Origin of the sequence: Gordonia sihwensis NBRC 108236 (assembly GCF_000333035.1) — a bacterium.
Taxonomy (GTDB): Bacteria; Actinomycetota; Actinomycetes; order Mycobacteriales; family Mycobacteriaceae; genus Gordonia; species Gordonia sihwensis.
Genome location: NZ_BANU01000035.1, coordinates 1 through 13,787, shown reverse-complemented (window position 1 = coordinate 13,787; position 13,787 = coordinate 1). Strand labels below are relative to the sequence as shown.

Genomic DNA, 13,787 nt, shown 5'->3' with positions numbered 1-13,787 from the left:
TGAACTGGAGGATGCACTGTGCCCAAGGGCGTACCCGAGACCGTTCCCGACGACGGACTGACCACCCGGAAGCGACGCCGGCTGCCGGTGCTCGCCGTACACACCGGGGCAGGCAAGGGGAAGTCGACAGCCGCGTTCGGCATGGCGATGCGCGCCTGGAACGCCGGTCTGGACGTCGCCGTCTTCCAGTTCGTCAAGAGCGCGAAGTGGAAGGTCGGTGAGGAGAACTCCATGCTCGCCCTCGGCGGCCTGAATCGGGACACCGGCGCCGGCGGCCCTGTGCAGTGGCACAAGATGGGGCAGGGATGGTCGTGGATTCAGCGCGGTGACGACGCCGTCGAGGACCACGCCGAATCGGCGCGGGCCGGATGGGCGGAGATCACGCGGCGCCTCGCCGCGCAGGAGCACGACTTCTACGTCCTCGACGAGTTCACCTACCCGCTGCACTGGGGCTGGATCGACACCGACGAAGTGGTCGAGACCCTCCGCAACCGCCCCGGGACGCAGCACGTCGTCATCACCGGACGGTATGCGCCCCAGGCGCTGATCGAGGCCGCCGATCTGGTCACCGAGATGACGAAGATCAAGCATCCGATGGATGCGGGCCGCAAAGGCCAGAAGGGCATCGAGTGGTAGTCCCGGCGGTCGTGATCGCCGCGCCGGCGTCCGGCAGCGGAAAGACGACGATCACCACCGGCCTGATCGGCGCGCTCGTCGCCGCCAGGCACCGGGTCGCGCCCTTCAAGGTGGGCCCGGACTACATCGATCCCGGATACCACGCCGTCGCGGCGGGCCGGGTCGGCCGGAACCTCGACCCCAACCTGGTCGGCGCCGACGTCATCGCACCACTGCTGGCCGCGGGCTCCGCCGACGCCGACATCGCCGTGGTGGAGGGCGTGATGGGCCTGTTCGACGGCCGCATCACCGACGATCCCGACCCGCTCGGCGTCGGCTCCACCGCGCACGTCGCCACCCTCATCGGCGCACCGGTGATCCTGGTGGTCGACGCCGGCGGGCACAGCCAGTCGCTCGCCGCACTGCTCCACGGCTTCCTCGGGTACGACGCCCGGGTCCGCGTGGCGGGCGTGATCCTCAACCGCGTCGGCTCACAGCGGCACGAACAGGTCCTCCGACAGGCCTGCGACCGCGTCGGACTGCCGGTGCTAGGCGCGGTGCGGCGCGACGCCGACCTGACCGTGCCGTCGCGGCACCTAGGACTCATCCCGGCCGCCGAGCGCCGGCGGGACGCGCTGGACTCGGTGGCCGCGATAGTCGCCAAGGTGGGGGCGGCGCTCGACCTTCCGGCGATCGTCCAGATCGCACGCCGGGCCCGACCGCCCGCGGCGATCGCCTGGTCGGCGGCCGACGCGATCGCCGCCGCGGACCCGAGCGCGGTGACGGGCCCACACCGGCGGCCGGTGGTGGCCGTCGCGGAGGGCGCCGCCTTCACCTTCGGGTACGCCGAGCACGCCGAACTCCTGCGCGCGGCGGGAGCCGAGGTGGCCGGCTTCGACCCGCTGCACGACCCGCTTCCGGAGCACGCCGCGGCGGTGGTGATCGGCGGCGGCTTCCCCGAGGCCCACGCGGACGAGCTCGCCGCCAACCACTCCCTCCGTGCCGGACTGCGCGATCACGTGGCCGCGGGCCGGCCGGTGCAGGCCGAGTGCGCGGGCCTGCTGTACCTGCTGTCCGCGCTCGACGGCGTCCCGATGGTCGGCGCACTGCCGGGCACCGGGGCCTTCGGGCCGCGGCTCACGCTCGGCTACCGCGACGCCGTCGCCGTGGCCGATTCGGTTCTCTATCGCACCGGTGAACGGGTGACCGGCCACGAATTCCACCGCAGCAGCGTCGATCTCGCCACTGACGTGGTGCCCGCCTGGGGGTGGCCCGGTGGCGACGGACCAGCGACCGACGGCGTGATCCACCGCGGGGTGCACGCGTCGTATCTGCACGTTCACCCGGTGGGACAGCCGGCCGCCGTGGCACGATTCGTGTCGGCGGCCGCGGCCGCCGACATCCCGAGCCCTTCGCCGGAGGAGGCGGTCCGATGACTCGCAGGCGCGATCTGGCGGAGGTCCACGCGGCACTCGACGCGCTCGCCCACGCCAGCGTCGAGGACCCGACCGCGCTCCGCGACCTGCTCGAAGCGGTCCTGCTGGTGGGTCGCGGTCTCGAACTCGACCAGGCGCTGCAGCGGATCGTCGAGGTGGCGGCCGACGTCCTCGACGCCCGATACTGTGCGCTCGGGGTCCGCGGGCCCGAGCTCGGTCTCCAGGCGTTCGTGTACACGGGCATCGAACCGGAGGTCCGCGCTCGGATGGGGCCGCTGCCGGTGGGCCGCGGCGTCCTCGGCGAACTGCTGCACCGTCCCGAGGTGCTGCGCATACCGAAGCTGTCCGATCATCCGGCCTCGGTGGGGTTCCCGCCCAACCATCCGCCGATGGACACCTTCCTGGGCGCGCCGATCATCGTCCGCGACGAGTTGTTCGGCAGCATCTACCTGACTGAGAAGCAGGGTGCCCCCGAGTTCACGCCGCTCGATGAGAAGATCGTCGCGGTCCTCGCGGTGGCCGCGGGCATCGCAGTCGACAACGCGCGCGCCTTCGAGCGGGCCCAGGCCCGGCTGCGCTGGATGCAGGTGATCGCCGACCGCGGATCCGAACCGCTGGCGGGCACGGCGCTCGAAGACACCCTCGACGGACTGTGCCGCGACGTCTCCGCGCTCACCGGGGCGGTGGACGTGTTCATCGTGACCGGCAGCGTCCTCACCGGACACACCGGTACCGCGCCCTGCACCGAGGACCTGTTCGAGGTCGTCGACCCGGACAACGAGCGCGCCGACGGCAAGCTCCTGGTCCGCGAGGTGCGAACACACACGGTGCCGTGGCTGCGGCACGGAGCGCGGTGGGTCTCGATGCAGCCCCTGCAGCCGACCAACGGCCGGAGCGCGATCGTCCTCACCCACCCCGAGCGACGGGTCTGGACCGGGGAGGAGGTCGCGGGCCTGCAGGGTGTCGCGCGCGTGGCCTCGCTGGCCCTGGCCTACGCCGACCAGCAGGAACTGGCGCGCGATCTGCAGTTGCTCGAAGACCGCCACCGGATCGCCCGCGACCTGCACGATCTGGTGATTCAGCGGCTCTTCGCGATCGGGATGTCGCTGCAGACCATGCAGGCCGGGTCCGCCTCGGCCGACGACGCCCGGATGGAGCAGGTCATCACCGACCTCGACGCCACCATCGCGCAGATCCGCACCTCGATCTTCGATCTGCAGGGCCTTCCCGGTCATGGCGAGGCGGCGACGCTGCGCAGGCGCGCGCTCGACGTGGTCGCCGAGTTGGCGACCCATGCGCCGATCGTGCCGAGCGTCGCGTTCATGGGGCCGGTCGACACGCTCGTCCCCGACGCCCTGGCGCCGCACATCGAGGCAGTGCTGCGGGAGGGCATCTCCAACGCGCTCCGGCATTCGGGCGCCGAGCACATCCGGGTGCGCATCGCGGCCGACGACGTCGTGACCGTCGAGATCTCCGACGACGGATGCGGTATTCCGCCGACCGCCCGGCAGTCGGGACTGGCGAACCTGACCCGCCGCGCCGACGACTGCGACGGCAGCTTCACGATCACCTCGAGCGCGGCGTCGGGCACCACGTTGACGTGGACCGCGCCGTTGCGCTGACGCCGACGACTACCGTTCGCGTTCGCGCAGTTCGGTGGCCAGCACCGCCACCTGAGTGCGGCGCTGCATGTCGAGCTTCGAGAGGATGCGCGAGACGTAGTTCTTGATCGTCTTCTCCGCCAAGAACATCCGGTCGGCGATCTGCCGGTTGGTCATGCCCTGGCCGATCAGGGTGAAGACCTCGCGCTCCTGGCCGGTGAGCCGGGCCAGGGGATCGGACGGTTCACCGTCGCGCAGGCGAGCCAGCAGCGCGGCGGTGCTGCGGTCGTCGAGCAGCGATCCGCCGGCGCCGACCGTCCGCACAGCGGCGATCAGATTGTGGCCGAGGATCTGCTTGAGTACGAAGCCGGAGGCCCCGGCCAGGACGGCGGCGAGCAGGGCGTCGTCGTCGGCGTAGCTCGTCAGCATCAGGCAGTGCACCGACGGCTGCGCGCTCCGCACGCTTCGGCACAGTTCCACGCCGTTGCCGTCGGGCAGCCGCACGTCGAGCACCGCGACGTCGGGTTTCGTCGCAGCGATACCGACTCCGGCTTCGGCGACGGTGGCCGCCTCGCCGACGACCTCGAGATCGTCGGCGGTGCTGAGCAGATCGCGAAGGCCACGGCGGACGAGCTCGTGGTCGTCGACGAGGAACACGCGGTACTTACGAGGCGACTCGACCATGCCTCAACGCTACAACAGGGCGGCGCGCGACTCGGGGCCTAATCGCCACGGGACCTTCGCCCCCTGAAATCGCTGGTCGTGAGCGAGATCGTAGGAATATGACCAGTTTGATCGGCAAGCCCATGAGCGGCTCGGACCTGCTTCGCGAACTCCTGCCCGTCTGCGAGACGGAGGTGGAGCGCCACATGAAGATGACGAGGGACTGGAACCCGCACGACTACGTGCCGTGGGACGACGGCCGGAACTTCGCGGCGCTCGGCGGCGTCGACTGGGATCCGGAGCAGTCGCAGCTGTCGGAGACCGCCAAGGCGGCGATGATCACGAACCTGCTGACCGAGGACAATCTGCCGTCGTACCACCGGGTGATCGCCGAGAACTTCAGCCTCGACGACGCCTGGGGCTTCTGGGTGGGGCGCTGGACGGCCGAGGAGATGCGGCACTCGATCGTGATGCGCGACTACCTCGTCGTGACGCGGGGCGTCGATCCGGTGGAACTCGAGCAGACCCGGATGACGCACATGATCGGCGGGTTCAACCCGCTGCCGGACGACGACGGACAGCGCGACCACAGCTACGACATGCTCTTCGCGGTGGCCTACGTCTCGTTCCAGGAGCTCGCGACGCGCGTCAGCCACCGCAACACCGGCAAGGCCTGCGGCGACCCGATCGCCGACCGGATGCTCCAGCGAGTCGCTGCCGACGAGAACCTGCACATGCTGTTCTACCGGAACGTCGTCGCCGGGGCGCTCGATCTGGTGCCCGACGAGGCGATGGTGGCGATCTACACGATCGTCTCGAACTTCCAGATGCCCGGTGCGACGATGCCGAACTTCCGCAGGAACGCGGTCCTGATCGCCAAGGGCGGCATCTACGACCTGCCGCAGCACATGGCCGATGTCGTGATGCCCGTGCTGCGCAAGTGGCGGATCTTCGATCGCGACGACTTCGGCCCGGTCGGCCAGATGTACCGCGACAAGCTCGCCGCCTTCCTCGCCGAGATGGACATCAAGGTCGCCAAGTTCGAGGACGCCCGCGAGCGCGCGATCGAGCGGGAGCGCAGGCGCGGACTGCACGTCTAGCCGCCGGTGCGGTCCCGGTAGGCTGATCGCTCATGCAAGCGCATTACCTCGCGGGGCTGGATCTGCACGGACGCAAGGTCGTCGTCATCGGCGGCGGGAGCGTCGCGCAACGGCGCCTGCCGAACCTGATCGCCGCCGGCGCCGACGTCCACGTCGTCGCGCTCGACCCCACGCCGGCCGTCGAGTCGGAGGTCGCGATCACCGTGCATCGGCGTGCGTACGCCGACGGCGACCTCGAGGGAGCCTGGTATGCGATGGCCTGCACCGACGATCCCGACGTCAACGCGGCGGTGGTGGCGGAGGCCGAGCGCAGGCGAGTGTTCTGCGTGCGCGCCGACGACGCCCGCCGCGGAACCGCCGTCACCCCGGCGTCCGGAGTCCACCGCGATCTGCAGTTCGGGGTGCTGGCGGCCGGCGACCATCGTCGCTCCGCGGCCGTGCGCGCCGCGATCACCGAGGCTCTCGCGGACGGCACCTCGCTGCGCATCGACGACGACCGCAGGCACGCCGCGGGCGTGGCCCTGGTGGGCGGAGGTCCCGGCGACGCCGATCTCATCACGGTGCGCGGCCGCAAACTGCTCGCCGAGGCGGACGTGGTGGTGGCCGACCGGCTCGCGCCCATCGCACTCCTCGACGAGCTCGGTCCGCAGGTGGAGATCATCGACGCGGCCAAGGTGCCCTACGGCCGCGCGATGCGTCAGGAACAGATCAACGATCTCCTCGTCGACCGCGCGCGGGCGGGCAAGTTCGTGGTCCGCCTCAAAGGCGGCGACCCATACGTGTACGGCCGCGGATTCGAAGAACTCCAGGCCTGCGTGGCGGCGGGTGTGCCGGTCACCGTGGTCCCCGGCATCAGCAGCCCGATCGCGGCTCCCGGCCTGGCCGGAATCCCGGTGACTCACCGCGGCGTGACGCACGAGGTGGTCATCGTGTCGGGCCACGTGGCTCCGGGGCACCCCGACTCGCTCACCGATTGGGCGGCGCTCGCGCGGCTGCGGGGCACCATCGTGCTGATGATGGCGGTCAAGCGCATCGACGAGTTCGCGACGGCCCTGCTCGAGGGCGGGCGACCGGCCGACACCCCGGTGGCGTTCATCGAGAACGCCTCGCGGCCGGATCAGCGTCTCCTGCGCACCGACCTCGCGCACGCCGCGCAGACCGCTGTCGACGAGAAGCTGATCGCCCCGGCGATCGCGGTGATCGGTCCGGTCGCCGGTTTCACCGACGCCGACCGGGCTCTGCGGTTCTGAGCGGGTGGTCGAGATGAACGCACGCACAGCCGCAGGACTCTCCGGTCTGATCCTGCTCGTCGCGGCCGTCGCCTCCTGGTTCGTGCCCCCGTCGGTCACGGCGATTCTCGTCGCGCTGGCCGTCGTCGTCATGTCGGCCTGGCAGATCCATCGCCGCCGCGCGGGCATCGCGCCCACACCGCCGAGCACCATGACCACCTTCGTCATCCCGCTCACGTTCGGAGCGCTGGCGGTCGTCGCGCTCAACGGCTGGATCTACCGGATCTCGGCGGAGGCAGGCGATTCCGGCGAGCTGCAGACGATCGGCCTGGTCACCGGCGTCATCGGCATGGCCGCCGCGTACGGATACGGCCGCCTCCGGGCACAGAAGGCACAGCTCGACGAGGTGGTCGAAGTGAATCCGGCCGACGACACTCCGGAGACCGACGACGACCAGTGGTTCTTCCCTCAGGCCAAGTGACCGGCTCTCGCGCCGTGCGAGTCGCGGTGCGGACCGCCGATCGGGGGTCGGATCAGCCGGTGACGACCGTGATCTGCGACTCAGAGGTGATCTCGACGCGCTGGCCGGCGTCGGACAGGACGGCGGCGAGCGCGTTCACATCCCGGACGTTCCGCCGGGTCCGGACCAGTTCGCGCGCCACCAGTCCCTTGAAGTGCTTGTTGAAATGGCTCACGACCTTCCGCGAGCCGTCCGCGGCCTCGGTCACCACGGTCGCGGTCACCGCACCGTCGACGGGACCGAGTTTCTGGTAGACGCCCGAGCGCAGATCGACGACGAAGTCGTCGATGCGGTCGAGAGCGGGGGACAGCACCGGCTTCCACAGTGCGCCGAGGGTGCCGAAACCGGGCAGCCGGGACCCGCCGGAGAGCCGGTAGGCCGGGATGCGGTCGTCGGCCCGGACCACGCCGAACAGCGCCGAGCCGATCATCAGTCGGTCGCCGGCCTTGGTCTTGGCCGCGCGGGTCATGCCCGGATAGTCGAGGGCGTCGTACAGGACGCCGGTGTACCGGGTGATCGCGGTGCGCGTCGGCGACTCCCAGAGATCGGCGTTGCGCTCGATCTCGGCGACGGCCGTCGCGCCCAGACCCAGCGCCGTGCGGGATGCGTCGAGATCGGCGGAGAGGTCGACGATCGCCTCGGCGAGCTTGCGCCGGACCGGATTGAGCTCCGGCAGAACCAGCGAGTCGAGATCGAGCGGAGCGGCCTCGCCGCCGTCCGACTTGGTCTCCGAGGGAGGCAGGATGACGAGCACGCGACCACCCTAACGAACCCGCCGGTGATCCCATTAAGCTGGTACATCGTGATCACACGGATGTCGAACCTGTTCCTGCGCACCCTCCGCGACGACCCGGCCGATGCCGAGGTGCCGAGCCACAAGCTGCTCGTGCGCGCGGGCTACATCCGGCGTGCCGCCCCCGGCGTCTACGAGTGGCTGCCCTTGGGGCTCAAGGTGTTCCGCGCGGTCGAGAACCTCGTTCGCGAGGAGATGGACGCGATGGGCGCGCAGGAGATCCTGTTGCCCGCGCTGCTGCCGCGCGACCCGTACGAGACCACCGGGCGCTGGACCGAGTACGGGCCGGCGTTGTTCCGCGTCAAGGACCGCAAGGGCGCGGACATGATGCTCGGGCCCACGCACGAGGAGATCTTCACGCAGCTGGTCAAGGGCGAGTACAGCTCGTACAAGGATCTGCCGGTCACCCTGTACCAGATCCAGACCAAGTACCGCGATGAGGAGCGCCCGCGGGCCGGGCTGTTGCGTGGGCGCGAGTTCGTGATGAAGGACTCGTACTCGTTCGACCTCGACGAGCGGGGTCTGCAGGCCTCGTACGACGCTCATCGTGCCGCGTACCAGCGCATCTTCGACCGTCTCGGCATCAAGTACGTCATCGTCGCGGCGACCTCCGGCGCCATGGGCGGCAGCGCCTCGGAGGAGTTCCTGGCCGAATGCGAGGTCGGCGAGGACACCTTCGTCCGCAGCACCGAGTCGGGCTACGCGGCCAACGTCGAGGCCGTGGTGACCCCGGTTCCCGAGGCGATCCCGCTCGACGGGCTCCCCGAGGCGGTGGTCCACGACACCGGCGACACCCCGACCATCGAGACCCTGGTCGACTGGGCCAATCGCGAGCTCGACGGTGACTACACCGCCGCCGACACCCTCAAGAACGTGATGGTCAAGATCCGCAGGCCGGGAGGTGAGTGGGAGATCACCGCGGTGGCGGTGCCGGGTGATCGGGAGGTCGACTTCAAGAGGCTGGAGGCCTCGGTGGAGCCGGCGGAGGTGGAACTGCTCACCGACGCGGACTTCGCGGCCAATCCGCAGCTCGTCAAGGGGTACATCGGACCGAAGGCCGTCCAGGCGGCGGGCTTGGCGTACCTGGTCGACCCGCGTGTGGTCAGCGGCACCGCGTGGATCACCGGGGCCGACGCGCCCGGTAAGCACTACGTCGATCTGGTGTGCGGCCGCGACTTCACTCCCGACGGCGTCATCGAGGCCGCCGAGGTGCGCGCCGGTGATCCGTCCCCGGACGGCAGAGGTGTGCTCGAGGCCGCCAAGGGCATCGAGATCGGTCACATCTTCCAGCTCGGCCGCAAGTACACCGACGCCTTCGAGTTCGACGTGCTCGGCGAGAACGGCAAGCCGGTGCGCCCCACGATGGGCTCGTACGGTCTCGGCGTCTCGCGGATGGTCGCGGTGCTCGCCGAGCAGTGGCACGACGAGAAGGGCCTGCGCTGGCCGCGCGAGGTGGCGCCGTTCGACGTCCACCTGGTGATCGCGAACAAGGACGAGGCCGCGGTGGCCGGTGCGCAACAGTTGGCCGCCGATCTCGACGCCGCCGGACTGTCCGTGCTCTTCGACGACCGCAAGGCTTCGCCCGGCGTCAAGTTCAAGGACGCCGAGCTGCTCGGTATGCCGGTCGTGGTGGTCGTCGGCCGCGGCTGGGCCGACGGCACCGTCGAGATCCGCGACCGGCTCACCGGAGAGACCTCCGCGGCGCCGGTCGACGGAGCCGTCGACGCGGTGGTCACGGCCGCGCGCGGCTGACCGCCGGCTAGAACGGCGCGCGGTCGAGGCAGACGCAGAACGGATGCCCGGCGGGGTCGAAGAGAACTCGGCACAGGTCCGGCGCGGCCTGCTGTGGCGACAGCCGTGCGCCGAGGCGGACCGCCTCGGCCGCACCCTCGTCGAGATCGGCGACCACCAGGTCGAGATGGATCTGCTTCGGCACCGCACCGCCGGGCCATTCCGGAGGCCGGTGGTCGGGCACCCGAAGCGCGGTGATCACGATGGAGCCGGCCCGCACACAGGCATATCTCGTGGACGTGTGCGTCACGGTCCCGTCGAGCATCGCCGACCAGAAGCGGGCGAGCTCGACGGGATCGTCGCAGTCGAGGGTGATCGAACCGATGCGCGCTGTCGCCATGGTGACGACCCTAGGCGGGTGACGCGGGCCAGGCGCCCTCTCCGGTCCTACTGACCGGGGAAGGCCACCGTCAGCGGTTTCTCGCCCGCGATCGAGCGCCAGTACGAGGATCGCAGGGCGCAGTCGGTGAGCCCGTCGACGGCGGTCCGGCGCACCGCCTGCGAATCGGCCTGCTCCAACAGCGCCCGGTAGGCCTTCGCGCAGTCGTTCTCGGCGGCCAGCGCGGCCTTCGCGGCGGTGGCCTGGTCCGTCACGTCGACGGGCAGCAGGTATCCGGCCGCCGGGGTGCGCTCGGGCTGGCCGGCGGCGAGCAGTGCCTCGTTCAGCTGGTCGCGTCGCACCCGGTGCGCGGCGATGTACTCCGCGACGGTGTCGCGCACCTCTCCGGTGGTGAAGGCGGTGAGCACGCCGTAGGTGAAGACGGCGGTGTTCTCCGCGTCCGCGGCGGTGTCGAGAGCGGCGTTCTGGCTCATGCGAGTTGCACTTTCGCGAGGGTCTGGCAGGAGGCGCTGATCGAGCCGAGGAGCCCGGCGCTGAAGCCGGACAGACCCACGCACGCATCCGCTGCGCTGGTGGCCGACCGTTCGATCGAGACGCCGAGGGCCGCCACTGACGCCGTGGGCGCGGCCGGTGGCGAGTCGATCCGGTCGGCAGTCGAGGAGTGCAGCCGGCTGATCTCGTCGCGCAGCGCCTTCAGGTGCGCGCCGCGCTGATCGGCGACGGTCCGCAGGGCCTCGGTGTACGCGGTGTTCCGCGGCGCGAGCGCGGTGGCCGCCCGCTGCTGCCGCAGCGCCGCCTGGGCGTGCGGGAGCAGCGTCTCGGCGTCGAGCTGTCGCTGCGTCGGCCCGGTATCGCATGCGGTCAGCGACCATCCCGCGACTGCGGCGGCACCGGCGAGGACGCCGCCGCGGAGCACACTGCGGCGCGGCACCCCCGTGGCGGGGCGACCGGCTTTCGGAGGCTCGGGGGCGGGGGGATCCTGGATCGGCACTCGTGTCACGGTGGACGATTCTGCCAGTCGGACGAGTCGACTACACTCGAAGCCCGGCCCGGCGGCCGACGGGAACCGCGGCAGCGGTTCCCGATACCGAAACCCAGGAGGACGCGCACGATGACTGCGGAGGCTCTGACCGGCGGCATCAGCGACCTGGTGGCTTCGACCCTCGATCGGCTCGGATTCGATCTGGAGGAGGTCGCGGTGCTGACCCCGCCGGGACGCCGCGAGATCCGGATCGTCGTCGATCGTGACGGCGGAGTGTCGCTCGACGCGGTCGCCGAGCTCAGCCGGAGCCTGGAGGCGGTGTTCGACGAGTCCGACCTGCTCGGCGAGTCCCCGTACGACCTCGAAGTCACGACGCCGGGGATCGGCCGGCCGCTGACGCTGCCGCGCCACTGGCGCCGCAATCAGGGACGCAAGGTCCGCGTCGAGTACACCGACGAGGGTGTGGACCGCACCGTCGAAGCCCGGGTGGGCCCCAGCGACGAGGGCCGCGTCACCCTGGTGACAGTCGACAAGAGCCGGATCCGCTCCTTCGAGGTCGAGCTGGCCGATATCGCGCGCGCGGTGGTCGAGGTCGACTTCGGCAGGCCCGGCGAAGCGGCCCTGCGTGCCTGCGGCCTGGACGACGACGAGATCGCGCGTCGTCGCGAATCGTGACGCCCGCCAACGACATTCACTTCACCCGCCGACAACTCAATCCGAAAAGCGAATAGGAGTCGCCACCATGCACATAGACATCAGCGCGCTGCGTTTGATCGAGGCCGACAAGGGCGTGCCGACCGAGACCGTGCTCTCGGCGATCGAGACAGCTCTGCTCACCGCCTACCGGCACACCGACGGGTTCGCACCGAACGCCCGCATCGACATCGACCGCAAATCGGGTCAGGTCCGCGTGATGGCTCAGGAACTCGACGAGAACCGCACCGTGGTCCACGAGTGGGACGACACGCCGGAGGGATTCGGCCGCATCGCCGCGACCACCGCGCGCCAGGTGATCCTGCAGCGTCTGCGCGACGCCGAGAACGAGAAGACGTACGGCGAACTGGTCGCCCACGAGGGCGAAGTGGTCGGCGGCATCGTGCAGGCCGACGCCAAGGCGAATGCGCGAGGCATGGTGATCGTGCAGATCGGCACCGACTCCAACGCCACCGAGGGCGTGATCCCGCCCGCGGAGCAGGTGCCCGGTGAGAGCTACAAGCACGGCGAGCGGATCAAGTGCTACGTCGTCGGGGTGGCGCGCGGGGCCCGCGGACCTCAGATCACGCTCTCGCGCACGCATCCCAACCTGGTCCGTAAGCTCTTCTCGCTCGAGGTACCCGAGATCGCGGACGGGTCGGTCGAGATCGTCGCCGTGGCCCGCGAGGCCGGTCACCGTTCCAAGATCGCGGTCCACACCGGCGTGGCCGGACTGAACGCCAAGGGCGCGTGCATCGGTCCGATGGGACAGCGGGTGCGCAACGTGATGAGCGAACTGTCCGGCGAGAAGATCGACATCATCGATTACGCCGCGGATCCGGCGGTCTTCGTCGGCAACGCGCTGTCGCCGGCCAAGGTGGTCTCGGTCACCGTGATCGACAAGGAGACCAAGGCCGCGCGCGTCATCGTGCCCGACTACCAGTTGTCGCTGGCGATCGGCAAGGAGGGGCAGAACGCCCGGCTGGCGGCCCGGCTCACCGGGTGGCGGATCGACATCCGGTCGGATGCGGGCGACGGCGGTCCCCGCGACGCCGACGGTGGCGCCGTCGAGTCCTCCGATACGCTAGACTGACCTGTGGCCCTTCGAACGTCGACATCTCCGGTGCGTACCTGTATCGGCTGTCGCCGGCGTGATCAAGCTTCACACCTGGTCAGGCTGGTGGCTGTGCGAGGCGCGGACAGCGCATCGCAGGTGGCGATCGACGAACGGGGGAGACTGCCGGGACGAGGCGCCTGGCTGCACCGCGATGAGAGATGTCTCTCGCTTGCGGTGCGGCGCAACGCCTTCGGCACGGCGCTACGGGATCGCGGCGTCGCCGTGAGACCAGAGGATCTGGCCGAGCACATCGGCGGGATCATCAACAGTGAGGGCTCCGCAGGGAGTCAGGACAGGTAGCAGAAGACATGAGCACACCGTGAAGTCTCCACGATGAGCACGTTTACTGAATAAACCGAGGTCGATGCGGGCAGCCCGCTCGACCTCCAAGTGAGGAGAGCAGTGGCAGGCAAGGCCCGCGTTCACGAACTGGCCAAGGAATTGGGCGTACCCAGCAAAGCAGTGCTGGAGCGGCTCAAGGAGCAGGGCGAGTTCGTCAAATCCGCATCGTCGACTGTCGAGGCCCCGGTGGCCCGTCGACTGCGTGAGTCTTTCGAATCCGGCTCCGGTTCCGCTTCGGCGAAGCCGGCGGCCAAGGCATCCGGCGCCAAGCCGGGTCCCAAGCCCGGTCCGGCACCCAAGCCGGCAGCGGCGAACTCCGCTCCGGCCGCCGAGGCGGCCCCGGCGGCACGAGCATCCGCCCCGGCTCAGCCGGTGGCGAGCGGCCCCAAGCCGGGCCCCAAGCCCGCACCGAAGGCGGCTCCGGCACCGCAGGCTCCGGCCGCACCGGCGGCCGAGTCCGCCGAGCCGGCCGGCAAGCCCTCGGCACCGGCGGCGCAGTCAGGTCAGGCACCGGCGACGCCGGGTCCCCGTCCGGGTCCGCGCCCCGGTCCCCGGCAGCCCCGAG

Annotated in this window: 16 protein-coding genes; 11 read left to right on the top strand and 5 right to left on the bottom strand. The window is 70.4% G+C overall.

The window, feature by feature from the left end; translation table 11 throughout:
• Positions 1 to 18 precede the first annotated feature (18 nt).
• Genes cobO through GSI01S_RS17005 form a run of 3 tightly spaced genes read left to right on the top strand, consistent with a single transcriptional unit; the run spans position 19 to position 3,673 of the window.
• Complete coding sequence (gene cobO / locus GSI01S_RS20595; protein WP_006897870.1) at positions 19 to 636, top strand: cob(I)yrinic acid a,c-diamide adenosyltransferase; 618 nt, start codon at positions 19 to 21, stop codon at positions 634 to 636.
• On the top strand, positions 630 to 2,051 hold the full coding sequence (locus GSI01S_RS17010; protein ID WP_006897869.1) for a cobyrinic acid a,c-diamide synthase CobB: 1,422 nt from the start codon (positions 630 to 632) through the stop codon (positions 2,049 to 2,051). Before cobO ends, GSI01S_RS17010 begins: the two co-directional genes overlap by 7 nt.
• On the top strand, positions 2,048 to 3,673 hold the full coding sequence (locus GSI01S_RS17005; RefSeq protein WP_006897868.1) for a GAF domain-containing sensor histidine kinase: 1,626 nt from the start codon (positions 2,048 to 2,050) through the stop codon (positions 3,671 to 3,673). Before GSI01S_RS17010 ends, GSI01S_RS17005 begins: the two co-directional genes overlap by 4 nt.
• A gap of 9 nt (positions 3,674 to 3,682) precedes the next feature.
• Here the strand turns inward: GSI01S_RS17005 and GSI01S_RS17000 are convergent, their stop codons facing one another.
• Positions 3,683 to 4,336 carry a response regulator gene (locus tag GSI01S_RS17000; RefSeq protein WP_006897867.1) on the bottom strand — a complete coding sequence of 218 codons (654 nt, stop codon included), beginning with the start codon at positions 4,334 to 4,336 and terminating at the stop codon, positions 3,683 to 3,685.
• 98 nt (positions 4,337 to 4,434) lie between these two features.
• On the opposite strand from GSI01S_RS17000, the gene GSI01S_RS16995 reads away from it, so the two are divergent.
• The 3 genes from GSI01S_RS16995 to GSI01S_RS16985 are packed head-to-tail and all read left to right on the top strand — an operon-like array spanning position 4,435 to position 7,125.
• Positions 4,435 to 5,415 (top strand): acyl-ACP desaturase, encoded by a 981-nt coding sequence (locus tag GSI01S_RS16995; RefSeq protein ID WP_039868014.1) that lies wholly within the window; start codon positions 4,435 to 4,437, stop codon positions 5,413 to 5,415.
• Between the two features lie 32 nt (positions 5,416 to 5,447).
• Positions 5,448 to 6,665, top strand: a complete 1,218-nt coding sequence (cobA, locus tag GSI01S_RS16990; protein ID WP_006897865.1) for a uroporphyrinogen-III C-methyltransferase — start codon at positions 5,448 to 5,450, stop codon at positions 6,663 to 6,665.
• Positions 6,666 to 6,678: 13 nt separating this feature from the next.
• The gene (locus tag GSI01S_RS16985; RefSeq protein ID WP_006897864.1) at positions 6,679 to 7,125 is read left to right on the top strand and encodes a hypothetical protein; all 447 of its coding nucleotides are present in this window, start codon (positions 6,679 to 6,681) and stop codon (positions 7,123 to 7,125) included.
• A gap of 52 nt (positions 7,126 to 7,177) precedes the next feature.
• On the opposite strand, the gene yaaA is transcribed toward GSI01S_RS16985, so the two are convergent.
• Positions 7,178 to 7,918 carry a peroxide stress protein YaaA gene (gene yaaA / locus GSI01S_RS16980; protein ID WP_006897863.1) on the bottom strand — a complete coding sequence of 247 codons (741 nt, stop codon included), beginning with the start codon at positions 7,916 to 7,918 and terminating at the stop codon, positions 7,178 to 7,180.
• A gap of 60 nt (positions 7,919 to 7,978) precedes the next feature.
• On the opposite strand from yaaA, the gene GSI01S_RS16975 reads away from it, so the two are divergent.
• Positions 7,979 to 9,709, top strand: coding sequence for a proline--tRNA ligase (locus tag GSI01S_RS16975; RefSeq protein WP_039868026.1), 1,731 nt, complete (start codon positions 7,979 to 7,981; stop codon positions 9,707 to 9,709).
• Positions 9,710 to 9,716: 7 nt separating this feature from the next.
• On the opposite strand, the gene GSI01S_RS16970 is transcribed toward GSI01S_RS16975, so the two are convergent.
• From GSI01S_RS16970 to GSI01S_RS16960, 3 genes are read right to left on the bottom strand one after another with little or no spacing between them, the layout of a single operon-like run.
• Positions 9,717 to 10,088 (bottom strand): VOC family protein, encoded by a 372-nt coding sequence (locus tag GSI01S_RS16970; protein ID WP_006897861.1) that lies wholly within the window; start codon positions 10,086 to 10,088, stop codon positions 9,717 to 9,719.
• A gap of 47 nt (positions 10,089 to 10,135) precedes the next feature.
• Positions 10,136 to 10,561 carry a ferritin-like domain-containing protein gene (locus GSI01S_RS16965; RefSeq protein WP_006897860.1) on the bottom strand — a complete coding sequence of 142 codons (426 nt, stop codon included), beginning with the start codon at positions 10,559 to 10,561 and terminating at the stop codon, positions 10,136 to 10,138.
• Positions 10,558 to 11,088 (bottom strand): hypothetical protein, encoded by a 531-nt coding sequence (locus GSI01S_RS16960; protein ID WP_006897859.1) that lies wholly within the window; start codon positions 11,086 to 11,088, stop codon positions 10,558 to 10,560. Before GSI01S_RS16960 ends, GSI01S_RS16965 begins: the two co-directional genes overlap by 4 nt.
• A 111-nt stretch (positions 11,089 to 11,199) precedes the next feature.
• Between GSI01S_RS16960 and rimP the strand changes: the two genes are divergently transcribed.
• From rimP to GSI01S_RS16945, 4 genes are all read left to right on the top strand, one after another.
• A complete protein-coding gene (rimP, locus tag GSI01S_RS16955; protein WP_006897858.1) occupies positions 11,200 to 11,745 on the top strand; it encodes a ribosome maturation factor RimP in 546 nt (181 codons plus the stop codon).
• Between the two features lie 67 nt (positions 11,746 to 11,812).
• Complete coding sequence (nusA, locus tag GSI01S_RS16950) at positions 11,813 to 12,856, top strand: transcription termination factor NusA (RefSeq protein WP_006897857.1); 1,044 nt, start codon at positions 11,813 to 11,815, stop codon at positions 12,854 to 12,856.
• A gap of 3 nt (positions 12,857 to 12,859) precedes the next feature.
• The gene (locus tag GSI01S_RS19915) at positions 12,860 to 13,180 is read left to right on the top strand and encodes a YlxR family protein (protein WP_101841585.1); all 321 of its coding nucleotides are present in this window, start codon (positions 12,860 to 12,862) and stop codon (positions 13,178 to 13,180) included.
• A 102-nt stretch (positions 13,181 to 13,282) separates the two neighbouring features.
• Positions 13,283 to 13,787, top strand: a 505-nt coding sequence (locus tag GSI01S_RS16945) for a translation initiation factor IF-2 N-terminal domain-containing protein (RefSeq protein WP_006897855.1), incomplete at its 3' end; no start/stop codon positions are given.